We start from the raw sequence: 25,016 nt of genomic DNA, 5'->3' as shown, positions 1-25,016 counted from the left end.
TATATACTTTCGATGTCTAATGAGTATATTTACCTAATTCATCCATCTAAACTATACCATATAATGTAATGTTTATTCAATTTATTCTGTAAATTAGCCGCCGCTTTTCTAAAATCCTTGAAAGCCGCCGAAAATGGATGTAAAGTAAGCAAGAATGACGGTCATCCAGTCAAAGAATAGCATGATCCCTACAGCAATCATGACAAATCCACCTGCTTTCACTATCTTTCCACTGTTCTTTCTGATCCACTTCATTCTTCCTATAAAAAATGAAAGAATGAAGAAAGGAATAGCAAAACCTAATACGTAAGCTGCCATATACATGACGCCGGAACCTGGATTGGTTGCTGCGAGTGCCAGCACTGAAGCAAGGATCGGTCCTGTGCATGGAGTCCACCCTGCTGCAAATGCCATTCCAATCAGGATAGAACCTATAAATCCCGCAGGTCTATTCTTAAACTCAAATCTGCGTTCCTTCATCAAGGACTCCGGGGTAAAGACTCCAATGACCACCAAACCAAATATGACGATAAAAATCGCCCCAAGCTGTCGAATCAGGTCTTTATAATTCAAAAAGAAGTTTCCAACAAAGGACGCCCCAAAACCAATGGCTATAAAAATGGCTGAGAAACCGATCAAGAAAAATAACGTATGTAATAAACTTCTTCTTTGGAGCATGGCATTATCCGATTTCAGTTCATTGACACTCATCCCGGTTATATATGAAAGAAAAGCGGGATATAAGGGTAAGCAGCATGGGGATATGAAGCTGAGAAAACCTGCCCCAAAGGCTAAAAAAATATTAATATCAGACATTTCTACATCTCCTACATTTCAGTATATATCCTTATTCTATCAAACAATGCTTCAAACTATGAGGAATGTTTGTGTGAAAGATTTGTGACCATTTCGTTACAACCTATATTTACTCTTTCAATTGTATTAAAGTCTCTTTTCTTTTTAGAAAACCGTTAATTTTACTTTGAAAATAAGTGTTGTTTTCGTTATACTAATAAAAAGTTACAGTTATTACTAGTTTTGTATTCCACTTGTCAGGATATACAAAAGAAAGGAAACAGCCGTGTCTAAAAAAGAGCTTCTCGAACGAATTGAAAAAAAGCGTGCTCAATTAATTGATATTGTTGCTGAAAATGGACTCACGTCACCTCAAGCTATTCAATTTAGTCAGGAACTTGATCGTCTGTTAAATAGCTACAACTCCCGATACATAAAAAAATGCTGCACTCCACAAATGAGCTGAACTTAACCTTACATATAAATACATTATTCCTTATATAATGAAACAGGAAAAGGGAGACTCCTGCTATATGGTGTCTCCCTTTTCCTGTTTCATTCTTACATTTCAGAGGTGGCATCCTCTATACCATGGACCAAACCATTTTGAAGAAGATACATTTTATGATAAATCCCTTTGTGAAGAAGTAATTCCTTATGGCTGCCACGCTCTACAATTTCCCCTTGATGCAGTACCAAGATGAGATCTGCATCCTGAATGGTTGATAACCTATGGGCGATGGCAATGGTCGTTCTGCCTGTTCTCATGCTCTTCATGGCACTTTGAATCGCTTCTTCCGTTTCAGTATCAATATTCGCTGTTGCTTCATCAAGGACAAGAATCTTCGGTTTGGTAGCAATTGTACGAGCGAACGCGATCAATTGCCGCTGTCCGCTTGAAAGTGTAGAACCCCTTTCAACCACAGGGTGAGAATACCCTCCAGGAAGTTTTTTAATAAAGGCATTCGCCTGTACAAATTCAGCCGCCGCTTCCACCTCTTTATCAGACATTTGATCGTCATGAAGCTTAATATTATACCTTATGTCCCCAAAGAATAGGAATGGATCCTGAAGGACCAGGCCCACCTTCTGACGAAGTTCTTCTATTGGATAAGATTTTATGCTTCGGCCATCTATTGAAATGTCACCCCGGTGAAATTCATAGAATCTCATCAGTAAATTGATGATTGAGCTCTTACCGCTTCCTGTGTGCCCGACAAGTGCGACTGTTTCACCAGGCTTTGCTGTGAAGGATATATTATTTAGTACATCATTCACCCCATCATATGAGAACGAAACATTGTCAAATACAACTTCCCCTTTCCGAATCGAGTACTTCTTTTCGTTTTCTATCATCTGTCCCGGAGAATCCTCTTCTTCATCCAACAGCTTGAAAACGCGTGAAGACGCAATGATGGCCTGTTGAAACATGGATAATCTCATCATGATTTGATTAACCGGTTCGAAAAATCGGTCCAGATAATTCACAAAAGCATAAAGGACACCTATTTCAATCGGCTGATCGAAAGAAGTGATTCCAAAATAGCTCAAGACCACAATTAAGGCCATGACATACACGAGATCGATTGCGGGTCTTAATAATAACCCATCCACCTTTATATTCTTCATACCTGCGAAAAAATGTTTTTCATTTATTTCCCCGAACTCTTCTCTTAGTCTTTTCTCCTGGCGGAATACTTGGATGATTGACATTCCTTGAAGGGATTCACTGAGCTTTGCGTTGAGCTGACTCAATCTCTCACGGATATCCTGATAGAAGATGGAGCTATAAGTGCGATACATTTTCATAATCAAGAGAATGACCGGTAAAATGAATAGACAAAAGAAAGCTAAACGGGCATCAAGGATGAACATGGCAATGAATATTCCCGTCAAAAGAAAAGCCCCTTGAATAAATGATACCAGTACACTTACGAACATATCCTTGATTGCTTCTGTATCATTCGTTACCCGGGAGACAATGCTCCCTCCAGGAGTATGATCAAAGTACTTCATTCCAAGACCCTGCACCTTCGTAAAGACATCTACCCTCAATTGCTGGATGATTTTCAGGGCGATTTCCTGGAACTTCAATATCTGAAAATAGGAAATCAATACATTCCCTACCTGAATCAATAAATACGCTGAAGCTAAACCTGTTAGTGGACCATATGGAAACAACCTTGGCGTTAAGTAATCGTCAATGAAGACCTTTATGATGATTGGTCCCAAAATATCACCGATAGTCGCCAAGAGCAATAATGAAAAAGCGACCACAATCGTTTTTTTATGAGGCTTTGCGTATCTCATGAGGCGGTAAAAAATAATTCGCTGCTCTTTAGGCGTCAATGTCTCTATGCGTTCCATTTCTTACCCTCCATGCTCTACAAGTTTTTCCAGTTGTTGGCTGAGATACATTTCTCTATACCAGCCATTTTCCTTCATCAACTCAAGATGACTACCTCTCTCGATGATTTTCCCTGCTTCAAGGACAATGATCAAGTCTGCATGTTGAATGGCACTTAGTCGATGAGAAGTGATCATCGTCGTCTTACCGGCACGATTTTGCTTCAGTGAAGTCAGGATTGATTCTTCTGTTTTAGAGTCCACCGCTGACAGGGAATCATCGAGAATAAGTATTTCAGGGTCCATTAAGAGAGCTCTTGCAATCGATATCCTCTGCTTTTGGCCACCTGATAGAGAAACTCCCCTTTCCCCGACGACTGTGGCATATCCATTAGGGAACCTGCTGATATCCTCATGAATGTGTGCCTGTGCTGCTGCTGACTGGACTTGTGCCACTAATGTCATAGGATTCGAGAAGGCAATATTCTCCTGAATGGTAGCAGAAAATAGAAAGTGATCCTGAGGGACATATCCTATGCAGTCCCGCAAATACCGTAATTTATAATTCTGAATCACGTTACCCCCATATCTCACCTCTCCTTTGTATCCTTCAAACTCTCTCAGTAAGAGTTTTAATAGAGTGGTTTTTCCTGCCCCTGTTTTTCCAACGATTCCGATAGTTTGACCTTTTTGTATGGAAAAATGAATTTCTTCCAGTGTATTCACATCTTCACCAGGGTAAGAAAAAGAGAAAATACGGTAATCGATATCTCCTGTCGGGGCTTGTTCCAATACTCCTGAATTCTCTATGTCCACCTTTTCATTGAGTAGTGCGGCAACGCGGTCATATGAAGCACGACCTCTTTCTACAATATTAAAAAGCCATCCAAAAGCAAGCATCGGCCATATTAAAAGCCCGAGATAAGTGGTGAATGAAATCAATTCTCCAATTGTCATTCCCCCGGTTATAACAAACTTTGAACCGAATACAATCGACAAGAAAAATGAAATTCCTACAATAATGGATATAGTCGGATCAAATAATGAATCTACTCTTGCAACAGAAATATTCTTCTGTACCACCTCTTCCGAATGCAGCCTGAAGGACTCGATATCCTCTTTCTCCTGACCAAACGTTTTCAGGACTTTAATTCCTGCTACACTTTCCTGGGTTTTATCATTCAATGCCGAAAATGCTTCTTGAGCTTTATGAAATCGTTTATGCAGGAGTGTCCCATAGTAACTTGTCAAAATCGCCATCAAGGGCATCGGAATGAGCGCAATTAGGGTCAGCTTCCAACTAATTGTAAAAGCCATGGCCAATATGACAAATCCTCCAGTTGCTAAGGAGTCGACCAGGGTGAGTACTCCTACACCCGCAGTCTGTTGAATCGCTTGAATGTCATTCGTTGCGTGAGCCATCAAATCCCCTACACGCCTTTTTTGATAAAAGGCAGGGGACATTTTAGTGAAATGATGATAAAGCTCGTTCCTCAGTAAACGGGAAAGCTTGGTAGCGGAACCGAAGATCATGATTCTCCATACAAATCGGAGGCCATACATGGATAGTGCGGTTAATATCAGAATCAGGATCCACTTCACCATGTCTTCTGTGATCAACGAATGTCCCTTTATACGATCGACCACAATCCCAACTACCTTTGGTGGAATCAATTGAAGAAATGCCACCAATAACAGAAGGATCGCTCCTGTGATGTATGACTTTTTCTCCTGTATAAAAAACCACTTTAAATCTAAAAACACCTTCATTCTGTTTCCCCCGAATCATGATAAAATCGAATCATTATTTTACCAAATTTCAGAAAAATGAGAAATGACTTTTTTTTAATTAATGGAACCGGTTGATAATTCTCACTACATAAAGAGGCTGAGATAAAAATGTATTAGGCAAAGAAAAATCCGAACGATCATTCGAAATTCTTTTAGGAAAATCGAGATCGTTCGGATTTTTATTCATTTTAAATAAAGCATATTAGTGTCCATTATTGGTTCCAGCTGTTAAATGAAGTGTAGAAAAAGACTTCCGCCCAAGGAAAGTGAAGTCTAGTACGTAATTCAACAGTGTTGAAATAAAGACTTTTGAATCTGAATTGTTCGTATCTAGTTGGGATCGATATAGTTATATCCCAGCCTCTTACGATCACAATTTTCTTAGTGAATTTGTACAAATGGTTCTTGGTCTACTTCTTTGACAATGGTGGCTTTAAGGCCCTTTGGTGTTTTTACATAAAGGTAGACCGGCGTGTGCGGGAAGTAATCGACAATTTCAGGCCCGATCGCCTGTGCGAACCCTATTAGCTCTGTTTCTTTCACCATACCAGTATGTACATCAATGACCAGTTTGTTTAACGTGTCTTTCTTATATAGGCCTTTTCCAACAAATTCGATATCCTGATGAGAGAAGTATTTCGAAACATAATCTTCTAAATCACGGATTCTATTATATAAATCGCGATCCTTTTCTTCCCCTTCATCACTGGGAAAGTAAAAATATTTGTCTGATAGATCATCCCATTTTTTAATTTTATTATCGTTATCATCCAAGTAAGTTGTAGCGATATAATTACCTGAGACCACACTGTTTAACGGCTGAAGTTTATAAATCGAAATCATGATGGGTACATTTTTTAAATCTTTGATTGCCCTGACCCGATTAACGACAGTGCCAGCCACTTTTTTCCCGTACTCTTCCATCATTTTCTCGTTAATGTTCGCTTCATCAAAATGCATGAGCTTCTTTTCATCTTCCACACGAATGTAATCGACTGAATTCATTGCCAGACCAAGTGAGATCCCTTTAATATTTCCATCTGCATCTACATAATTTTGCTCATGAATATAGGCAAGGTACATGGGATTTTTCTTTTCCAGTTCCATTTGCTGTTCCCACGGCATATCGTCAGTAATCTTTAAAGCGGGGTTAAGCCCTAACTTATTGGATTTAGACTCTCTTCCTAACCATGAACTTAGTTTTTTTAAATACTGACCGTCTTGATAGATATACTTTTCAGGGGAAAAATGCTCGGTGGACAGTGACATAAGACCCGTCTCGATTTCATCCATATCACTGCGGTTGTTGATTGTCATTGTTATAAGACCACGATTTACCGATTTTTTTTCTTTGTTCACTTTATAATTTAAATATTCACGTGCATCACCTGCAGCACTATTTTGAATTTCAAGCGTTTCTTCATCTATCACTTCTTGAGGCTTATTGCTGCATCCGGCAACAAGAATTAAAAGAGACAGTGAAACAATCATCCATTTATTCATATGACTCCCTCCGGACTATATTTTATCATACATTTAATTTCAATCTGTCCCAGAACCTTTAAGTTTTTATGAATTTACAAAAATAATCACATTATCCTAAAAATAATAGGATGCAACTTACACATCAGGATGCCCTATAAATAGAAAAAGCACTCATCACCTGAGTGCTTCTAACTATTACTTCATGTTCTTATTCATGGCATTCATCATTTGATTGATTTTCTTTTGGGATGGTTTTTGACCCATTTGCATCATCATCATGCGTAACATTTGCTCGTTAATTGGTGGATTTTTCTTAAGGTAGCTCATCATATATTTACGAGCAATGAAAAATCCTAGTGCAACTCCAGCAAGTAATGCCAGAACTCCTACTAGAATAAGTAACCCAGTCGTTCCCATACTCTTACTTCCTCCTTCGTGTTGTCCTTCTAAAAGTGTACTAAACCCTGAAACATTATACAATATTTTGGTCAAAATTTCATATTAATATATAAACTTTCTTTGTTTTATCGGTTTTAACCATCCGAAACGTTCATTTTTAATGTCCACTGCCAAGAGCTGGCCCATATTTCTCCGTAAAATTTCAAAAAAGATATACTCTGATTCATCGTGGCCCCAGGCATTCAAGGTCATCGACTTTTCATTCAAAACAAGTGTAGCGCCTGTTTTCTTTCTTTCAATTGTTGCAACAGAGTCAATCCATGCTGCCCCCTCAACCTTCGTGATTTCGTGTTGCAGGAGTCTTTGTGTAGGAAGGTATGGGATAGGTTTCGTAATGTAATCTACTTGTTTAGAGACGATTTCGTGAAGATCACCTATACTTTCATCCCAATCAGAAAACAACTGATAGAACATTCTTTCCCGACCATAGTAGTGCTGGACAAACAATTCTTCAATCCAATAGATTTGATAATTTCGCACCTTTACTCCCTCCTACCTTTCTTTCATATAGTATAAATCAACTAGAAGGGAGTCATTGTCACAAAATGTTGAAAATCTGCACTAGTTTTGTCGAACGAAATTTACCTCTTCGTATACGAATAGAAAACTTTTAAAGTTACTTATCCCTTTACCCATACTTGACAAAACATACTCGTCATTAAAAGCAAGAGCTTTCAGACTGCTTTGGCCAAATAAAAAGGCCAACTCCTTAAAGAGTGTAAGGAGCTGACCTTTTACATTCACTATTGCTGAAGTAAAGCTTTGATTCTTGAAACCACATTTTCAGAAGTGAAGCCATACTCTTCCATGACTTTCTCTCCAGGAGCAGATGCACCATAACCATTTATAGCCAGGATGTCACCTTCATCTCCAACGTAGCGATCCCAGCCCATCGGGGATCCCATTTCGATTGCCAGACGTTTTTTAACGCTCTTAGGCAGGATAGATTCTTTATATTCTTTTGACTGTTTTTCAAAACGATCCCAAGATGGCATACTCACAACAGAAACACTGATGCCGTCTTTTTCAAGGGCATTTTGGGCTTCTACAGCAAGATGCACTTCAGACCCGGTAGCAATCAGTAATGCATCCGGCTGTTCTTTGCCCGAAGCTGAAACAACATAAGCCCCTTTACCAACACCGTTGTATGCTTTATCAGCTGTACCTTTAAGAGTTGGAAGGTCCTGACGGGATAGCACCAACATGGTAGGCTGCTCCGTAGACTCCAGGGATAATTTCCAAGCTGCTGCCACTTCATTCCCGTCACCAGGGCGGATGACAGAAAGGTTAGGCATAGCCCGTAGAGAAGCAAGCTGTTCTACAGGTTCATGCGTAGGTCCATCTTCTCCGACAGCAATACTATCATGCGTAAATACATATGTCACAGGTAATCCCATTATTGCCGCCAAGCGGATAGCAGGTCTTAAATAATCACTGAATACGAAGAATGTTCCTCCGAATACGTGAAGTCCTCCGTGTAGAGCCATACCATTCATGGCTGCACCCATACCGAATTCGCGAACTCCGAACCAGATATTACGCCCATCATATGATTCTGGCATGAAGTCTTTCTCATCTTTAATCATCGTTTTGTTAGAACCTGCCAAGTCAGCAGAGCCACCTATGAATGAAGAAAGGTTTTTAGCAATCGCATTCAAGACTTCCCCGGAAGAAGCTCGGCTCGCCAGTGCTTTTCCTTCTTCATAAACAGGGATGTCTTTATCCCATCCTTGTGGAAGTTCTCCTTTTATCGCTGCTTCTAATTGAGTAGCTAATTCAGGGTGTTCTTCTTTGTATTTAATGAATTGGTTGGCCCAATCCTGTTCTTTCTCAGAACCCGCTTGTTGTATTTTTTCCTCGAAGCGGCTGTATACCTCATCTGGGACATGGAAATCCTGTTCGAAAGTCCACTTGTAAGCTTCTTTCGTAAGCTTCATTTCGTCTTCACCAAGAGGAGCTCCATGAACGGCGGATTTTCCTGATTTATTAGGAGCTCCATAACCAATGACTGTTTTTACTTCGATCATTGTCGGGCGAGATGTGTCCCCTTGCGCTTCTTCAATTGCTTTGGAAATTTCATCAAGGTCATTCCCGTCCTCAACACGGATATATTGCCATCCATATGATTCAAAACGGCCCTTCACACTTTCAGAGAAAGATTTATCCAATTCACCGTCAAGGGAGATATCGTTGGAATCATAAAGGACAACAAGGCGACCTAACTTTAAATGAGCAGCAAAAGAAGCTGCCTCAGAGGAAACCCCCTCCATTAAATCGCCATCTCCACAAATGGAGTATGTAAAATGGTCAACCATATTATATTGATCTTTGTTGTATGTAGTGGCCAAATGTCTTTCAGCTAAAGCCATCCCTACTGCCATAGCAATCCCTTGACCAAGTGGTCCTGTGGTTGCTTCTACACCAGGAGTGTGCTTATACTCTGGATGTCCTGGAGTCTTGCTTCCCCATTGGCGGAAATTTTTGAGGTCATCCATCGAAACATCGTAGCCTGAAAGATGAAGCAGGCTATACAACAGCATAGATCCGTGTCCCGCTGATAAAACGAAACGATCCCGGTTGAACCACTCTGGATTTTTAGGGTTATGGTTCATGAACCTTGTCCAAAGTGCATACGCCATTGGAGCTGCCCCCATAGGCATTCCCGGGTGCCCGGAACCTGCTTTTTCAATTGCATCAATTGAAAGTGTACGAATTGTATTAATTGCTAACTGATCTGTGTTATCAAACATATGTCAGACATCCTTCCTTTTAATGTACCTTATTAATATTAATCTTCTTTGGTAGTTTATACAACTATCTTGAATGATAACATGACTTTATCATCCTTGAAAAATAAAAACCCTTGTAGAACTCAAAGCGGAGGCATGGAAAGCGGGTTAAAAATTTATAGTAGTGACCATACTGGGATGAATCAATTCAAAAAAGCTGCCAAGTCTCTTTGATAGACCTGGCAGCTCATTTCCCATACTTAATGCATTTTCTTCTTGTTTTGTATATCCTGAATCTTTTTCGGTGTTACTTCATTACCCTCAGGATCAAAGACTCTTGTATTTTCTATTGTACCCTTCATCGATTGACGGAACGTTTCAAGGTATTCTTTTCTAAGTTTTGTCTGTTCTTTCGCTTCCTGCTCTGTAAGACCACTGCTTTTCGCCTTTTTGGCAAGCTCGTTGATTCGATTCATTTTTGGTTTTGAAAGCATCTATAAAAACTCCCTTATTGCAAAGTCGGCAAAATCAAATACATAACTCAAAGCTATACAATATACTATCGTCATGTTACTAGATTTAAGGAGATAAAACAAGAGTTACGCATTATCAAGGGATGTCATATATTCCTTAAATCGCCTATGAACCGTTGCTTTGGAGACATCATATCCAAATCCTCTAAGAGTGGCTGCGATCTCGGCGAACGTTAATTCATTTTTCCTTAATCGAACGATTTCTTCAACAGGAACGTCAATACGCTCCCTGCCATCGGCATTTCCTTTGTTTTTTAAATTTTTATGTGGTTGAAAGCCATTTTCTACAGCTCTTTTCATGCCGCGCTTAATTTTTAAATTATGAAGTTTACGTTGATATTCCTCTACCATACTGACAATGTTAATGACCATTGAATCGGACTCTGATAAGTGAAGTTCGCCACTATGAGTCTGACTGATGATCTTTACTTCATCTTTTAACAGGCAGTGAATAAGTGCTATCTTTGCATTTCCCCTGCCGATTCTTGTCTCATCCTGAATAAGTACAGCCTCAATCGATTCATCTCTAACCAGGTCCAAGAGCTCTAAAACACCAGGTCGGTCCAACTCAAAACCGCTTGCCTGATCCTTAATGATCGCTTTTACTTCATAATGATGATCCCGCGCCAATTTAATGAGTTCTGATTCCTGACGTTCCAGGGATGTTTCCTGTGTATTTTTCTTCGTACTTACCCTGCAGTATATTACTGCCTTCATCTTCTATCCCTCTATTCTTCATTCATTACCAGTTCGAAATCTGATTGGGTTGAAATTGTTGGATTTTCTATCGGTAACACAAGTGATTCACCCGGTTTAATAGCAAAAGAGGTTAAATCGTTTTCCTTACCCACCCAGTCGATAAATTCTTCCACAGTCATAGAATATTCCTCATTATACTGTTTGGCAATCGTCCAAAGAGTATCACCGTCTTCAACGGTAATGCTTTGATAACTAGGCTGATTCATTATATTGATCAGTAAATAGCATGCTGATAAAAAAGCTAAAACAAATAATATTATAATGTAAGAGAATCGAGTCCAAATATGTGCTAACATAAAATTTACCCCCATGCGAATGTTTGTTCTGTTTTGTTACATTCATTGTAATACGAACATCCGTTTGGTGTCAACAAAAATTCGAACTTATGTTTGTATCAAGTTGAGGGACATGCTATAATGGGAACATAAGATCTATAATAGAGGTGCGTGAACATGACAAAATTGTCGAAAAGACAGCAGGACATACTACAATATATTAAAGTTGCAGTAAGAGAAAAAGGGTATCCGCCTTCCGTACGGGAAATTGGGGAAGCCGTAGGTCTTGCTTCTAGTTCCACCGTACACGGACATTTAGCCAGGTTGGAAAGTAAAGGTCTGATCCGCCGAGATCCGACTAAACCAAGAGCAATTGAAATTCTGGACCTTGAAGAGGATACTATTCCTCGACAACGAGTTGTGAACGTTCCATTAATCGGTAAAGTTACAGCCGGTCAACCAATCACGGCTGTTGAAAACGTGGAGGAATTCTTCCCTCTTCCTGAACGGATGGCCCCTTCCGATGAGCAGGTCTTTATGCTGGAAATTATGGGGGACAGTATGATAGAAGCCGGTATTCTGGACGGTGATTTTGTCATTGTACGCCAACAGCAAACAGCAAATAATGGGGACATCGTTGTTGCGATGACCGATGAAGATGAAGCAACGGTTAAACGTTTCTTCAAAGAAAAGGATTATGTTCGACTTCAGCCCGAAAACTCGACCATGGAACCGATCATTTTGCGAAATGTTTCTATTTTAGGTAAAGTTGTAGGAGTTTACCGTCAAGTCCACTAATTTACTCACTATTAATATGCATGGGATTGTAAGCATAGAAGTTTCGTGAGACCGTACCGCCCCCTTTTAATAAATTGTCAGCGAATCAACAACCCCATGACATTAAGTTGTCATGGGGTTGTCTATAGGTTTCTTTCTTCAGTTTTGCTTAGGCATTCCGGGAGGGTAATAATAAGGGGGGACCTTAATCCACCCTCGCTTTCTCATAGCATTCTTTAAAGAGGTTCCATATTTCATCTTTTCAAATAAGCATTGAATGAATAAAGACCCTACATCATTTCGAATCGACTGACTGGCAGCCGTAGCACAATGAACAACCGCTGCAACTGTTTTTATACTCAATCCGTTCATTATTTCTTCATCTGTAAGCTTAACCCCCAAGGGAACACCGTTGGGATCAGAATCAGGACGTTCTTCACTTGTTGCCGGTAAATGCACACCCTCTTTTTTCATAAACTCCTTAAATCTCTCCCCTTGGGATTCACATTGCTTCAAGCTTTCAATAAGCAATGATTTAACTTCATCATCCGTTGTAGAATTCACTCCAATTTGTATATAAACTGTTGCCTCGTCCATCAAGGCGAGGTACATCCAACAACTCATGACTTCTCCGACATGTAATGGATTTTTCTGTTCATTGTCTAAATTCATTTGCAGATAGTCTTTTACTGTTTCAAATATTGTAGTCATAAAATCCCCCTTCCTGATGACAACTATTTTGCCCAGAAAGTAATGATGAATACGTTTTCGTGTAATGTAGATAAGAAGAGTGCAACTCAAACCAAGAATCCTCAGTTCGCCATTTATGACAAAATAAAAACCCTCTACACCAAAAGTGTCAAAAAGGGTCGTCTTTTATTAATATTAATACATTTGAATATACTGCGCCCGCTCCCAAGGATGCACTTGGGTGCGAAACTTAATTTGGGAAATAAATAATGAATATTTAGAAACAAAAGTACTTTAAAAAGTAGGTATATAGTAGAAGAAAGTATTTAAATTAATAATAAATTATATACAGATATCTATATATTTGGGTCGAATTTTGGTCATAAGAGGATTCATATACTAAGGAATGAAGCATTTCAGATATGGTTCAATTAATGAACCTAGTGAAGAAATTAAGCTTAAGATGCTTGAGTTTTTTCTTAAAACTTCTGTACCTAGAATTATTGAGGAAGAATTTCAAAAGTCAGAAAGGGTGAAATTTGAATTACACAGCAAAATTTAATATCAATATTTAAAGGGATCCATTAGATTATCTTTTCAAGGATCTTTCTCCTTCATCATCTTCAAGTGTTCATACAGTAAAGTCTGGTGATACTCTTTGGGGTATTGCTAAGGACAATCATCTTTCAGTAAGTGATTTAAAATCATGGAACGGATTAAAGTCTGATGTGATTCATCCGGGAGATATATTATCATTAAGCGGACCATCGTCCTATGTAGGTGAAAGGGCAGAATGTAAAGTGGCCAAACTGAGATTCTACTCTAAGCCATCCTGGGATAGATAAGTATGTTGTGGATTATCTTACAGAAGGTTATGAGTTCCCAACGATCGTGAGGAAATTGAAAGTGGACGATGCTTACCAGTATCCATCTTCCTTTATGAAGCTCAAAGTGAAGGTGCTGACCAAAAGAATAACCTGTGTTTCCCATGATTCCGATAGGTTGTCCCTGTTTGACGTATTCACCTACCCTTACCTTCCTGGACCCTGTTCTCATGTGTGCGTAAAGTGTTTCCCAAGTCTGCCCTTTGATTTCGTGAAAAACACGTACCCACTCACCATACGAGGACGATAAATAAGACTCTGATACCTTTCCACTAGTAGAAGCAACAACCTCATTTACGCCAATTTGAGCAATATCTATCCTGTTGTGGACCCTAGCAATACCATTCAGAAAATTACATAAAGGATAAACGCAAGTGCGACATAGGCTCCAAAGTCCAAAGATAATAGTTTTTCCAATTTACATTCCCCCTTATTGTTTTAAAAAACCATAAAAAACAGCGATTGCTCCTCCTATGACTCAGAGGGACAATCGCTGTAATTATGGCACCAGTTATTTTTCTTTTGATCCACGTTGTATTTTCATCGATTTTCTTTAAGGTTTTGTTAAGCGTGGTAATCTGTTCTTCGTGCCTAATGGTTGTACTTTTAGATCACTTACTTGTTTCTCAAGAATTTTGATATCGCTCTTCATTTCCACAATATCTTTCTCATATAGGTTCATTTCATGATGTCCCTCCACTGTATTTGACATGGATATTGCCCCCTTCTCTCTTTATCATGAACAGCTCACCTCTATTCACATTTGAATATAATTTGACTCTCAGGGTATTCTAATTAATAGCTAACAACAAAGGAGTACACCAATGAAAAAAACATTACCCTCTTTACTGTTAATGGTATTCTGCACTTTAGTCCATTTCTACTTCACACATTTAAGTCTAGAACTAAACAGAAAACGATTTATTGTAAGTGGAATCATATTAACTTTCTTAGGATTGATTTATTCTACTCTTCAAACAACCATTATTATTAAATCTGTTAAGAAAACTAATTAATCATTCAAAGAATATTAACACCTAACTTAATTATTGAAAATAATAAAGATACCTTCTGAGTGTCTTGGTTTATTCCGTAGTAGTAATTTTTCTTTTAAATAGCTTTACATAACCTACCATCTTTTCTGCACTTATATTTGGGTTACAAACATACTTTGTAATGCTACTAAACATATTCGTACCTAAAAACAACGTTATTCCCACTGAAACGAATATAAAAAATATTAATTTCGTATCTGTATCCCAAGTTTTTAATAACTCAAACTGCCATAAAGAAAATACAAATATGGGGTGGAACAGAAATATTGCTAAGGAATTATCTCCCCATTTGGTTAGGACTGAACGCTTTGATGATATCAAATTCATCAAAATATAGCATAATAAAAATGAAATGAAATATTGAATTCCTACTGTAGCTAAGTACTCTCCCATATTTCCATCTTGGCCAATAAACCACTCGAATCCGTAACTACCTCTAAAAGCATTTTCGATTATAGTATCATTTTGAAATATGATGAAAGATATTAAGGATACAACAGAAATCAAGGAGAATTTAATCTTCACATTATTTATTGAACTATATAATTTCATTAGGGTTCCTTTTGACATATAAAAACCAGCAAAAAAGAATGGCGCAAACGTTATGGTTCTCTGGTAACTTAAAGTGTAAGTATCAAAGTCTCTATAAAAGAATCTAATTGCAGCATAAACTTCTTCTACAAACCACCTTGAAAAAAAACACAATATAAATATTACAATGTATTTCTTCCATTTAGAGATTTTTGATAAAACTTTTACTCGAGTCAATAGTAGAGCAATCAGATACCAACCAACCATACTCACTAAATACCAGAGGTGATATTGAGGTGTTTCATACTGAAATGGAGATCCATCAAATTGCCCTAAAACATTTTTAAACCAGTTGAAAAATGTCTGAAAGATCAGGTATAAGAATAAAAAGTTTATAACCTTACTAAGTTTTACTCGTTTTGCTAAGTATCCACTTAAGAAAACGAATAGCGGCATGTGAAATGCGTAAATGAAAATATATAAATTTTTAAACTGCCCATTGTACATTTCTATTACATGTCCAAATACCACAAATAATATCAGGACCCCTTTAGCATTACTAAGTTTATTATCTTTCTCCATTTCCCACACCCCCTATTATAAATGTTAGAGAAGGAGGCGGTTATCTTCAATACTCTACAAGAACTAATTTCCTTTTCAAAATACACACAATAAAGATATTAATGTCTTTTTACACTAGACTTTTATCCCCTAATAACATTTACATTTTCAAACGTAATACCTGACAGCCTTCTTCCGAAGTGTACATAACCGCCTCTATGGACAGAATTATTGATAGTCATCGAATTACCGCTGTCCGTTCTAGTAATAATTATCTGAGTGCTCATTACTTGTATTTTAATGTCAATAGATTGCCCTTCTGATACCTCAGTAGTCTGCATTGAATTGAGTGATGCGGCAGGGCCGCCTTACCAGTTATACATCAATTGTGCGTCCTCTCTAATCAATAGATCGTCTCCCTGAGATAAATTGTCCGTGTAATCATCGTAATAATCATTAATAGTACAAAAAGCAATGGATCCCCATCTTACACTGGAAACCGATTCCTCTAAGGTCACTGTAGCTGTAAGAGTGAATACCTCACTCAATTCACCAATCCACCCTTAGTCTGCTCTTGTACTTGCTGATGGCCATCCGAATTTATTAAGGTTGATAAAGGTCACTCTATCCCCTCCGGTGTAATTACTGGAGGAGAGAAGTGTTCATGAGTAAATACTTGGTCTCTGTATGGATCCCAGTTCAAGATTGGAGAGCTTCCATCAACCCACTTTGGATCATCCGAAAAGAAACCATGAACTCCTAAACTCATGTAATGATCGTACTGGTATCTTTGATTGACTGTAAACATATACACCTTCAATCCTGCATTAATACAGTTTGTTACATAGGAGTCAGGTAAGGAAGTAGATAGTCCTAAATGATTGATCCCCCACCCTAAATGGTTTCTGGCGTATAGTCCGCCTGGGATTTCAGATAAATGACGGGTATTCCTTTACTAATTGCATAGGTTAAATCAGGAGCACTGAAGGACTGGATAATGACATTTTCTTGAAGATTATGCTTTATTATCGTATCTACAACAATTTCATCTATGCCATCTCTTTTAAGTTCAGTGGCGTAAATAACCTTGTTGCCAAATTCACTTAGCAAATCTTCAAATAAAACCGGTGTTTCTTCTCAGCCAGGTAGCGTATTAATTTTTGCACTTTTAAAGCCCATTGCCGATTACTGGACGATACGTCCGGTTTTATTTGTAGTCCGATCCATCAGTATCAAGTTTTAAAGAATACATGAACAAAATAAGAAACCCTAATTTTTTTGAGTTTTATTTTGGCCGTATTTTGGTCATTTAATAATCCAGCCCCCTCTTTTCTTCTTGGACCAAAATAAAAAAATCCCTCAACACCAGTAGTGTCAAGGGATCCCTCTATTAATACATTTGAATATACTGCTCGCGCTCCCAAGGATGCACTTGTGTTCTAAACATATCCCATTCGATTTCCTTCGCTTCCACAAAGTGTTCAAAGATGTGTTCTCCAAGGGATTTAACGATTACTTCATTTGTTTTAAGGCTTTCAAGTGCAGCATGCAATGTTGCTGGCAGGTCTACAATACCTGCTTCCTCACGCTCTTTTTTGTCCATGACATAGATATTACGGTCAATCGGCTTAGGAGCTTCCATGTTATTTTTAACGCCATCCAACCCTGCTGCTAAAAGGACTGCCATCGCCAGGTAAGGATTAGCTGCCGGATCGACACTTCGCACTTCCACACGTGTACTTAACCCGCGGGATGCAGGGATACGAATTAACGGGCTTCGGTTACGAGCAGACCATGCAACATAACAAGGCGCTTCGTACCCGGGAACTAAACGCTTATATGAATTTACAGTCGGGTTTGTGATTGCAGTGAAAGCAGTCGCATGCTTAATGATACCTGCAAGGAATTGTCGAGCTGTATCACTAAGTTGCAAGTCACCCTTTTCATCAAAGAAAGAGTTCACACCATTTGTGAATAAGGACATATTACAGTGCATTCCTGAACCATTCACCCCGAATAATGGCTTTGGCATGAATGTTGCGTGCAAACCGTGTTTACGGGCAATTGTTTTTACTACTAATTTGAATGTCTGAATATCGTCACAAGCTTTTAATGCATTTGCATATTTGAAGTCGATTTCATGTTGACCAGGAGCTACTTCATGGTGAGAAGCTTCGATTTCAAATCCCATCTCTTCTAATTCTAATGCGATATCACGGCGGCAGTTCTCCCCTAAATCGGTAGGAGCCAAGTCGAAATATCCACCGTTATCGTTTAACTCAAGAGTAGGTTCGCCATTAACATCTAATTTAAAGAGGAAGAATTCCGGCTCAGGTCCAAGATTGAAGTCAGTAAACCCCAGCTCTTCCATTTCACCTAAGATACGTTTTAGGTTATTACGAGGATCTCCCTCAAATGGAGTACCATCCGGATTGTAAATATCACAGATCAATCGGGCTACTTTACCTTTTTCGGCTGTCCATGGGAAAACCAACCATGTATCTATATCAGGGAAAAGGTACATATCTGATTCTTCAATACGAACAAATCCTTCGATTGAAGATCCATCAAACATCATCTTGTTATCCAATGCTTTTTCAAGCTGACTTAAAGGGATTTCTACATTTTTTATCGTCCCTAAAATGTCAGTGAATTGTAGTCGAATGAACTTAACTCCTTCTTCATTCGCTAATCTTAACACATCTTCTCGAGTATACTTTGCCATTTACGTAATTCCTCCTCAAGTTTATTAAAGGTTTTATTTAATGAAAAAAGCGGGACATATCACCTTGACGCAGAGATGATCGATTGAATCGACCGGAATGCATCAATTCATTTCGAAGTAGTTTGCGCAGCTCGTCGTCAGATAAATCCTGTCGTGCTTTTTCTTCCTTTTCTTTACTTACGTCAGATACTACTTTGCTTTCATTATGACTGGATACAGAAAAGATTTTCTTAATTCCGGCCATGTTGATACCTTGATCTAACAGATCCTTTACTTCTAATAACTTATCAATGTCATTCAAGGAAAAGAGCCTGCGATTACCCTCGGTCCGAGCCGGCGTTATCAGCTGATGCTCTTCATAGTATCGAATCTGACGAGCCGTTAAGTCCGTGAGCTGCATGACAATACTGATTGGAAACAATGCCATCGTTCGACGAATTTCACTCCCGCTCATCTTGATTCCTCCTTTTGTTTTCCTTCTTGAGTATATTATATGTAATGTTAGAAGTTCTGTCAATAAAATGTTAGTTTTTCTAACATAAGTAATCAAAAGAAGAGGATAGTCGGCTATAGACTATCCAATTATTACTTAATTATCCTTTTAAAATGGCGATTAAACCTTTTTCAATTAAATGATCTACTGCCGTGCAGACAGCGATTTTCACATGCGAATAGGTCAAACCGCCTTGAACGTAAGCAACGTATGGCGGTCTTATTGGGCCATCAGCTGATAATTCAATGCTCGATCCCTGAATAAACGTTCCTGCAGCCATAATGACATCATCCTCATAACCAGGCATATAATTTGGATATGGAGTGAAGTGAGAATTAATCGGTGAAGCAAATTGGATTGCCTGACAAAATGCGATCATTTTTTCTCTGTCATTGAATTGAACCGATTGTATCAAATCTGTCCGGGTTTCATGGGGAGAGGGATTCGTGTCCATACCCAGCTCAGTCAACAGAGCAGACGTGAAGACTGCTCCTTTTAATGATTGCGCCACCACATGAGGTGCCAAAAAGAACCCTTGGTACATTTCCTGTAGGCTGTAAAGGGAGGCCCCTGCCTCTGCCCCGATTCCCGGAGAGGTCATTCGGAACGAACAGGCTTCCACGTAGACTCTTTTTCCGACAATATAGCCCCCTGTTTTTGCAAGTCCACCACCAGGGTTTTTAATAAGTGAGCCCGCCATCAGGTCTGCCCCAACATGACAAGGTTCTTTCTCTTCGACAAATTCCCCATAACAATTGTCCACGAATACCACGATCTCTGGATTGATTTCTTTAATGAAATCTATCATTTCCCTTATTTCTTCTATAGTAAAGGATGGCCGGTTCGCATATCCTTTCGAGCGCTGGATTCCAACCATTTTCGTTCTTGAACAAATGGTCCGTGCCACCTCTTCAAAATCCACTTTGCCGGACTCATTTAAGTCAACGCTCTGATAGGCAATCTGAAAGTCTTTAAGGGAGCCTGTCCCCTCTCCACGTATCCCCACAATTTCTTCTAGCGTATCATACGGTTTTCCAGTTATGTACACTAGCTCATCTCCCGGTCGAAGTATTCCAAACAAGGCGATGGAGATAGCGTGAGTACCTGAAATAATTTGTGGTCGTACAAGTCCCGCTTCTCCTCCGAATACATCGGCGTAGATACTTTCAAGTGTGTCTCTTCCTGCATCATCGTATCCATAACCCGTTGACGGGATAAAGTGTGAATCACTTACCCGGTGCTTCTGAAATGCTTTTAAAACACTGAATTGGTTGCTTTCAGAACGTTCGTCAATTTTTTTGTGAATGTCGTTTATATCTGCTTCCACTTTCTTTACAAGTGATTTTAAATTCTTTCCATTAACTAATTGTTCAAACATTTGGTTTTTGTTTCCCTTCTACCTTTGGAATTTCTTGATGCTACCTGAGACTGGATGATCTTCAAGGTGAAATCCGATCATTTCATACACCTGGCTTTCTTCAAGGAATTCCAGTCCTGTCAGGATCGTTTCATTCTTTAATTGTGATAGGAGCTTCCCTTCATTTGCAGGAATAAGTGCATGATAACGCATCATTTGTTTTTTTACGATTTCTTCTATTTTCACTAAAAGCTTTCCACGATCCAGTTCGTTTAAAGCACTGATCATGATGTGCTCAGATTCGGTGGAAGGAACAAATTCAGGATCCATCGCATCCCGCTTGTTGTACACCGTCAATTGTGGTAATCCATCCATTTGTAAATCCTTCAATAACGATTGTACAGTCTTTTCGTGCTGACTGTGATCAGGATTGGAACAATCTACTATATGAAGAAGGAGGTCTGCTTCTCTTACCTCTTCAAGGGTGGAACGAAATGCCGCTACGAGTGTAGTCGGTAAATCTTGAATAAAACCTACTGTATCGGTAAGCAAAGTTGAATATCCACTGGGTAAAGGCATTTTCCTCGTCATAGGATCCAGTGTAGCGAATAATTGGTTTTCTTCATAGGAATCCGCCAATGACATTCTGTTGAACAAAGTGGATTTTCCGGCATTGGTGTACCCGACCAGAGCAATTTGAAAGGTTTTGTTTCGTTTTCTTCGTTCACGGTATCTTTCTCGATGATCGACTATCGTTTGTAACTGTTTCTTAATATCGTCTATTCTTCGGTGGATGTGCCGACGATCACTTTCGAGCTTGGTTTCACCAGGACCCCTGGTTCCGATCCCTCCCCCCAGCCTTGAAAGAGATGCTCCTTGACCAATTAGTCTAGGCAGCAAGTATTGCAGTTGTGCAAGCTCTACTTGTAATTTCCCTTCTCTTGAACGGGCACGCTGAGCAAAAATGTCTAATATCAACTGTGTACGATCAATCACCCTTGAATCTAACTCCCTTGATAAATTCCTTATTTGACTGGGGGATAATTCATCATTAAATACAATGATATCAGGTTCAAATTGCTCCTCCAAGAGCATCAGTTCTTCCACTTTCCCCTTCCCGATATACGTCCCAGGGTGAACCCGGTCACGCTTTTGGGTGAGCGTGGCAACAACCTGGCCTTGTGCCGTTTCAGTAAGCTCTTTAAGCTCATTTAGACTATATCGAAAACCTAAGTCATCATCTTCCAGTTGACAGCCAACCAGTATGACTTTTTCTTTCGCATCATTCTTCAATCATCATCCTTCTTTCTGTACTTATTATTCTATTTCTCATCATATCAAATCCGCCTTGCAAACTCTATGTAAAATGTAATGAAAAATGGTTGCAAATAAGCACATACGTGTTAAAATCATTATGTTTGATTATGACTATCACTACTTCAAGATTCTACATAATGGCATGTAGCATATTGTAATAGGGTGAGGAGGAATGTGTATGACGTGGGAAGTACTGAGCATTATCGGTACCATTGCTTTTGCTATTTCAGGAGCTATCATTGCCATGGAAGAGGAATATGATATCCTCGGTGTTTATATATTAGGAATTGTCACTGCATTCGGAGGGGGCGCAATCCGAAATTTACTGATTGGTGTACCGGTTTCCGCTTTATGGGAGCAGGGAATGCTGTTTCAGATTGCACTGCTATCTATAACAGCTGTCTTTTTATTCCCCAATAATCTTTTAAAACACTGGCGAAGATGGGGGAATTTCTTCGATGCCATCGGTCTATCGGCGTTCGCTATCCAAGGGGCATTATATGCTTCAGAAATGAACCACCCAATAAGTGCGATTATTGTTGCTGCCGTTTTAACAGGGAGTGGCGGCGGAATCATACGTGATCTTCTAGCCGGGCGGAAACCATTAGTCCTCCGATCGGAGATATATGCCGTGTGGGCAGTACTTTGCGGGGCGGCGGTCGGACTTGGAATTGTTCATTCAGCTTTTGAACTTTACTCTTTATTTGTGATTACGACAACTTTACGCGTACTCTCCTACTTATATAAATGGAGATTACCGAATAGAAGCTTACGGGCACATGTTTAACAAAAAAATGCATTCAATATTGAATGCATTTTTTTCCTGTTTTCTTAATTATCGTTATTCATGGCACTTCTAGTAAACACTAGATCGTTGCTCCGGATGGTCAAGAGATCATGTCGATCATAACAATTTTCCATCAATAGCCTCATCGCCTGGGCCCTTATCGATTTTTCCAGGACATTTCGCACATACCGACCGTTGGAAAATGCCATGGGGGATAAGGTGTTTTTAGCCGCATTCAAATGTTCACGGATCTTTCTTTCGGCATCATGACTCAATAAGTACTGCTTCTCATCTAACATCCTTCTTCCGATCTCCATCAGTTGGTCTACTGAATAATCAGGGAAATGAAATACAAGGGGAAATCGTGACTGGAGACCTGGGTTTAAGGTGAGAAAATGCTCCATTTCCCTTGAATACCCTGCCAGGATCAAGATAAAATCATGCTGCTTATCTTCCATATGTTTTACAAGCGTATCGATGGCCTCTTTTCCAAAATCCTTCTCTCCTCCTCTGCCAAGTGAATAAGCCTCATCAATGAAAAGGATTCCCCCCAGGGCTTTCTTCACTAAATCCCTTGTTTTCTGTGCAGTATGGCCAATATATTCCCCAACCAAATCAGCCCTTTCAGCCTCGATCAAGTGTCCTTTTGAGAGCACATTCATCTTTAAGAACAGTTTTCCTATGATTCTCGCCACGGTCGTTTTTCCGGTCCCCGGATTTCCTTTAAACATCATATGAAGTGCTTGTTTTCCAGCCTTCAGTCCCATAGCTTCCCGTTTTTTATTCACATATATCCATGCATAAATTTCTTTCACCATTTTTTTCATTTCTTCCATTCCGACAAGAGATCCAAGTTCCTCTTCAATTTCTTTCAATGCTACATGCTCTTGAGGGAGAGACTGAGGGGTCGAATCTAACGTTTCACGTACTGAACTCCTTTTTTGAGAATTCAATACAATGCTGATTTGACCATTATTTTTCATTCTCATTGGTTGTTCCAAAGGTTTCACCTCACCATTCTGAAGACAATATACTTATCTAAGATATAAGGGTGATATATGCCTGTTATTTCAACTGGTTATTTTTCGACAAATAAAAAGAATCCTGTCTATTCCTGCGCTTTCCCAAGAAATAAATAGAATTACGCTACGAAACATGTTTTCAATTCATACTGTCTGTTTATCGATAAACTCCCTAATCATTTATAGAAGTCCCTCGAGGTATACAATTCCAGTATCCATTCTATATTAATCGAAGGAATAAAGTGAGAAACAAAAAGCCTCTCTTATCATCCTATTCACTAACCTTTCATTTCATTAATTATTCTTGCAGTATTCACCATCGGACCTAAATAAAAAGCTGCCACTACGGGCAGCTTTCGCAAGATTACTAATTATTTTGTTCTTCAAAATTTATTTGAACATTCCGCTGTGGAGCGAAAGTTGAAATGGCATGTTTATATACCAGTTGCTGTTTACCCTCTGTTTCAAACAGAACGGTAAAATTATCAAACCCCTTTACCTGGCCGCGAATCTGGAAGCCATTTAAAAGGAACACTGTTACGAGTGAACCGTCTTTCCGTAATTGATTAAGGAATTGATCTTGGATATTAATGGATTGTTTCATGGTTAGTCCTCCTCTTCTATCTCTACATTACTTATTCGACTTTAATTGAAGCTTTCCTGCAATAAATTCTGAAATGCCCTCAATATTTTTGGCGTAGGAACTACCGTCTGTCATATCGTACCAGGCAACGTTCATTTTATTTCGAAACCAGGTGAGTTGACGCTTGGCATACCTTCTTGAGTTTTGTTTGAGGCTTTCTATTGCCTGCTCCATGCTGACGTAACCCTCGAAGTAGTCATAAAGTTCTTTATATCCAATCGCCTGTACAGACTGAACATCTCTCACACCATCATCATATAATGCTTTAACTTCTTCTAAAAGGCCCTGTTGTATCATCAGGTCTACCCGAAGGTTGATTCTCTCATACAGTTTATCCCGATCCATGGTCAATCCAATTAACGCTACATTGTATTGCAGCTCATGTGTTTGGCCATTTTGATATTCACTCATGGTCTTACCGGTGCAATGAAAAATTTCCAAGGCACGGATCACTCGTCGCGTATTATTCGGATGAATATTCCCAGCAGAAGCAGGATCGACGTTAAAAAGCTTTTGATGTAGCCACTCGGACCCATGCTTTTCATGCTCTGCTTCTAACTCCTCACGATAATGTGCATCACCCGGGGTTTCTGTAAATTGATAATCATATAAGACCGCTTGAATGTAAAGGCCAGTCCCTCCCACTATCAGAGGGACCTTCCCACGTGAATGAATGTCAGAAATTTTCCTTCTTACAAGCTGCTGAAACTCAGCCACAGAGAAGGATTCTTCAGGATTTTTAATGTCAATCAAGTGATGGGGTACGCCTTTCATTTCGCTAGTGGAGATTTTTGCAGTACCGATATCCATTCTTTTATATATTTGCATGGAGTCACCACTTATAATTTCACAATCAAACCTTTTAGCAAGTTCTATACTCGTATTGGTTTTCCCCACTGCAGTAGGTCCAATAAGGACAATCACTTTCTCTTTTTCCAAACTTGTCATATGTTCACTGCTTTCTATGTAACTGTTTCTTTACATATTATCGTACCATAATAA

At 39.1% G+C, this 25,016-nt stretch carries 23 protein-coding genes and 2 pseudogenes; 3 read left to right on the top strand and 22 right to left on the bottom strand.

What is annotated here, in order from left to right; all coding sequences use genetic code 11:
• Window positions 1–108: 108 nt before the first annotated feature.
• Window positions 109–816, bottom strand: a complete 708-nt coding sequence (locus BAA9072_RS06825) for a cytochrome c biogenesis CcdA family protein (RefSeq protein ID WP_201713925.1) — start codon at window positions 814–816, stop codon at window positions 109–111.
• A 265-nt stretch (window positions 817–1,081) separates the two neighbouring features.
• On the opposite strand from BAA9072_RS06825, the gene BAA9072_RS06820 reads away from it, so the two are divergent.
• Complete coding sequence (locus BAA9072_RS06820) at window positions 1,082–1,261, top strand: aspartyl-phosphate phosphatase Spo0E family protein (protein WP_201713924.1); 180 nt, start codon at window positions 1,082–1,084, stop codon at window positions 1,259–1,261.
• A 95-nt stretch (window positions 1,262–1,356) separates the two neighbouring features.
• On the opposite strand, the gene BAA9072_RS06815 is transcribed toward BAA9072_RS06820, so the two are convergent.
• From BAA9072_RS06815 to yneA, 9 genes are all read right to left on the bottom strand, one after another.
• Window positions 1,357–3,162 carry an ABC transporter ATP-binding protein gene (locus BAA9072_RS06815; RefSeq protein ID WP_201713923.1) on the bottom strand — a complete coding sequence of 602 codons (1,806 nt, stop codon included), beginning with the start codon at window positions 3,160–3,162 and terminating at the stop codon, window positions 1,357–1,359.
• Window positions 3,163–3,165: 3 nt separating this feature from the next.
• A complete protein-coding gene (locus BAA9072_RS06810) occupies window positions 3,166–4,911 on the bottom strand; it encodes an ABC transporter transmembrane domain-containing protein (protein WP_201713922.1) in 1,746 nt (581 codons plus the stop codon).
• Window positions 4,912–5,313: 402 nt separating this feature from the next.
• Window positions 5,314–6,435 carry a CamS family sex pheromone protein gene (locus BAA9072_RS06805; protein ID WP_201713921.1) on the bottom strand — a complete coding sequence of 374 codons (1,122 nt, stop codon included), beginning with the start codon at window positions 6,433–6,435 and terminating at the stop codon, window positions 5,314–5,316.
• Between the two features lie 177 nt (window positions 6,436–6,612).
• Window positions 6,613–6,834: a YneF family protein gene (locus BAA9072_RS06800; protein ID WP_034759902.1), complete on the bottom strand. Its 222-nt coding sequence runs from the start codon at window positions 6,832–6,834 to the stop codon at window positions 6,613–6,615.
• Between the two features lie 84 nt (window positions 6,835–6,918).
• A complete protein-coding gene (gene sirA, locus BAA9072_RS06795; protein ID WP_201713920.1) occupies window positions 6,919–7,356 on the bottom strand; it encodes a sporulation inhibitor of replication protein SirA in 438 nt (145 codons plus the stop codon).
• 263 nt (window positions 7,357–7,619) lie between these two features.
• A complete protein-coding gene (gene tkt, locus BAA9072_RS06790) occupies window positions 7,620–9,626 on the bottom strand; it encodes a transketolase (RefSeq protein WP_201713919.1) in 2,007 nt (668 codons plus the stop codon).
• A gap of 239 nt (window positions 9,627–9,865) precedes the next feature.
• A complete protein-coding gene (locus BAA9072_RS06785; RefSeq protein WP_201713918.1) occupies window positions 9,866–10,099 on the bottom strand; it encodes a DUF896 domain-containing protein in 234 nt (77 codons plus the stop codon).
• Window positions 10,100–10,204: 105 nt separating this feature from the next.
• A complete protein-coding gene (locus BAA9072_RS06780) occupies window positions 10,205–10,855 on the bottom strand; it encodes a YneB family resolvase-like protein (protein ID WP_201713917.1) in 651 nt (216 codons plus the stop codon).
• Between the two features lie 11 nt (window positions 10,856–10,866).
• Window positions 10,867–11,193, bottom strand: coding sequence for a cell division suppressor protein YneA (gene yneA, locus BAA9072_RS06775; RefSeq protein ID WP_201713916.1), 327 nt, complete (start codon window positions 11,191–11,193; stop codon window positions 10,867–10,869).
• A gap of 156 nt (window positions 11,194–11,349) precedes the next feature.
• On the opposite strand from yneA, the gene lexA reads away from it, so the two are divergent.
• Window positions 11,350–11,970: a transcriptional repressor LexA gene (gene lexA, locus BAA9072_RS06770; RefSeq protein WP_034759911.1), complete on the top strand. Its 621-nt coding sequence runs from the start codon at window positions 11,350–11,352 to the stop codon at window positions 11,968–11,970.
• 138 nt (window positions 11,971–12,108) lie between these two features.
• Here the strand turns inward: lexA and BAA9072_RS06765 are convergent, their stop codons facing one another.
• The 9 genes and pseudogenes from BAA9072_RS06765 to hflX form a co-directional block, all read right to left on the bottom strand.
• Complete coding sequence (locus tag BAA9072_RS06765) at window positions 12,109–12,660, bottom strand: DUF3231 family protein (protein WP_201713915.1); 552 nt, start codon at window positions 12,658–12,660, stop codon at window positions 12,109–12,111.
• Between the two features lie 906 nt (window positions 12,661–13,566).
• Window positions 13,567–13,851, bottom strand: a pseudogene (locus BAA9072_RS06755) (M23 family metallopeptidase); the annotation flags it as partial.
• Window positions 13,852–13,953: 102 nt separating this feature from the next.
• Window positions 13,954–14,235, bottom strand: a pseudogene (locus BAA9072_RS06750) (hemolysin XhlA family protein).
• Window positions 14,236–14,608: 373 nt separating this feature from the next.
• Complete coding sequence (locus BAA9072_RS06745; protein WP_201713914.1) at window positions 14,609–15,691, bottom strand: acyltransferase family protein; 1,083 nt, start codon at window positions 15,689–15,691, stop codon at window positions 14,609–14,611.
• A gap of 347 nt (window positions 15,692–16,038) precedes the next feature.
• Window positions 16,039–16,218 (bottom strand): hypothetical protein, encoded by a 180-nt coding sequence (locus BAA9072_RS06740; protein WP_201713913.1) that lies wholly within the window; start codon window positions 16,216–16,218, stop codon window positions 16,039–16,041.
• A gap of 842 nt (window positions 16,219–17,060) precedes the next feature.
• Window positions 17,061–18,395 carry a type I glutamate--ammonia ligase gene (gene glnA, locus BAA9072_RS06735; protein ID WP_201713912.1) on the bottom strand — a complete coding sequence of 445 codons (1,335 nt, stop codon included), beginning with the start codon at window positions 18,393–18,395 and terminating at the stop codon, window positions 17,061–17,063.
• Between the two features lie 37 nt (window positions 18,396–18,432).
• The gene (locus tag BAA9072_RS06730; RefSeq protein WP_201713911.1) at window positions 18,433–18,849 is read right to left on the bottom strand and encodes a MerR family transcriptional regulator; all 417 of its coding nucleotides are present in this window, start codon (window positions 18,847–18,849) and stop codon (window positions 18,433–18,435) included.
• A gap of 139 nt (window positions 18,850–18,988) precedes the next feature.
• Complete coding sequence (locus tag BAA9072_RS06725; RefSeq protein WP_201713910.1) at window positions 18,989–20,266, bottom strand: methionine gamma-lyase family protein; 1,278 nt, start codon at window positions 20,264–20,266, stop codon at window positions 18,989–18,991.
• 18 nt (window positions 20,267–20,284) lie between these two features.
• Window positions 20,285–21,538, bottom strand: a complete 1,254-nt coding sequence (gene hflX / locus BAA9072_RS06720; RefSeq protein ID WP_201713909.1) for a GTPase HflX — start codon at window positions 21,536–21,538, stop codon at window positions 20,285–20,287.
• Window positions 21,539–21,740: 202 nt separating this feature from the next.
• Between hflX and BAA9072_RS06715 the strand changes: the two genes are divergently transcribed.
• Entirely contained in the window at window positions 21,741–22,349 is a 609-nt protein-coding gene (locus BAA9072_RS06715; RefSeq protein WP_201713908.1) for a trimeric intracellular cation channel family protein, read from the top strand.
• Between the two features lie 44 nt (window positions 22,350–22,393).
• On the opposite strand, the gene spoVK is transcribed toward BAA9072_RS06715, so the two are convergent.
• The 3 genes from spoVK to miaA form a co-directional block, all read right to left on the bottom strand.
• Window positions 22,394–23,350, bottom strand: coding sequence for a stage V sporulation protein K (spoVK, locus tag BAA9072_RS06710; RefSeq protein WP_201713907.1), 957 nt, complete (start codon window positions 23,348–23,350; stop codon window positions 22,394–22,396).
• 388 nt (window positions 23,351–23,738) lie between these two features.
• A complete protein-coding gene (gene hfq / locus BAA9072_RS06705; protein ID WP_201713906.1) occupies window positions 23,739–23,975 on the bottom strand; it encodes an RNA chaperone Hfq in 237 nt (78 codons plus the stop codon).
• Window positions 23,976–24,002: 27 nt separating this feature from the next.
• Complete coding sequence (gene miaA, locus BAA9072_RS06700; protein ID WP_201713905.1) at window positions 24,003–24,962, bottom strand: tRNA (adenosine(37)-N6)-dimethylallyltransferase MiaA; 960 nt, start codon at window positions 24,960–24,962, stop codon at window positions 24,003–24,005.
• Window positions 24,963–25,016: the final 54 nt, after the last annotated feature.

This window comes from Rossellomorea arthrocnemi, from assembly GCF_904424705.1.
GTDB lineage: Bacteria > Bacillota > Bacilli > Bacillales > Bacillaceae_B > Rossellomorea > Rossellomorea arthrocnemi.
The sequence above is the reverse complement of the archived record's forward strand: the minus strand, read 5'-3'. Positions and strand labels throughout refer to the sequence as shown.

What these genes read in the sequence shown, in the direction of transcription:
- BAA9072_RS06785 (WP_201713918.1), bottom strand. Translation starts at nt 10,099, where the DNA reads ATGCTTTCAAAACCAAAAATGAATCGAATCAACGAGCTTGCCAAAAAG.
- tkt (WP_201713919.1), bottom strand. Translation starts at nt 9,626, where the DNA reads ATGTTTGATAACACAGATCAGTTAGCAATTAATACAATTCGTACACTT.
- hfq (WP_201713906.1), bottom strand. Translation starts at nt 23,975, where the DNA reads ATGAAACAATCCATTAATATCCAAGATCAATTCCTTAATCAATTACGG.
- miaA (WP_201713905.1), bottom strand. Translation starts at nt 24,962, where the DNA reads ATGACAAGTTTGGAAAAAGAGAAAGTGATTGTCCTTATTGGACCTACT.
- BAA9072_RS06765 (WP_201713915.1), bottom strand. Translation starts at nt 12,660, where the DNA reads ATGACTACAATATTTGAAACAGTAAAAGACTATCTGCAAATGAATTTA.
- BAA9072_RS06805 (WP_201713921.1), bottom strand. Translation starts at nt 6,435, where the DNA reads ATGAATAAATGGATGATTGTTTCACTGTCTCTTTTAATTCTTGTTGCC.
- BAA9072_RS06715 (WP_201713908.1), top strand. Translation starts at nt 21,741, where the DNA reads ATGACGTGGGAAGTACTGAGCATTATCGGTACCATTGCTTTTGCTATT.
- BAA9072_RS06730 (WP_201713911.1), bottom strand. Translation starts at nt 18,849, where the DNA reads ATGAGCGGGAGTGAAATTCGTCGAACGATGGCATTGTTTCCAATCAGT.
- BAA9072_RS06810 (WP_201713922.1), bottom strand. Translation starts at nt 4,911, where the DNA reads ATGAAGGTGTTTTTAGATTTAAAGTGGTTTTTTATACAGGAGAAAAAG.
- BAA9072_RS06825 (WP_201713925.1), bottom strand. Translation starts at nt 816, where the DNA reads ATGTCTGATATTAATATTTTTTTAGCCTTTGGGGCAGGTTTTCTCAGC.
- BAA9072_RS06815 (WP_201713923.1), bottom strand. Translation starts at nt 3,162, where the DNA reads ATGGAACGCATAGAGACATTGACGCCTAAAGAGCAGCGAATTATTTTT.
- BAA9072_RS06780 (WP_201713917.1), bottom strand. Translation starts at nt 10,855, where the DNA reads ATGAAGGCAGTAATATACTGCAGGGTAAGTACGAAGAAAAATACACAG.
- BAA9072_RS06800 (WP_034759902.1), bottom strand. Translation starts at nt 6,834, where the DNA reads ATGGGAACGACTGGGTTACTTATTCTAGTAGGAGTTCTGGCATTACTT.
- lexA (WP_034759911.1), top strand. Translation starts at nt 11,350, where the DNA reads ATGACAAAATTGTCGAAAAGACAGCAGGACATACTACAATATATTAAA.
- BAA9072_RS06725 (WP_201713910.1), bottom strand. Translation starts at nt 20,266, where the DNA reads ATGTTTGAACAATTAGTTAATGGAAAGAATTTAAAATCACTTGTAAAG.
- yneA (WP_201713916.1), bottom strand. Translation starts at nt 11,193, where the DNA reads ATGTTAGCACATATTTGGACTCGATTCTCTTACATTATAATATTATTT.
- glnA (WP_201713912.1), bottom strand. Translation starts at nt 18,395, where the DNA reads ATGGCAAAGTATACTCGAGAAGATGTGTTAAGATTAGCGAATGAAGAA.
- BAA9072_RS06745 (WP_201713914.1), bottom strand. Translation starts at nt 15,691, where the DNA reads ATGGAGAAAGATAATAAACTTAGTAATGCTAAAGGGGTCCTGATATTA.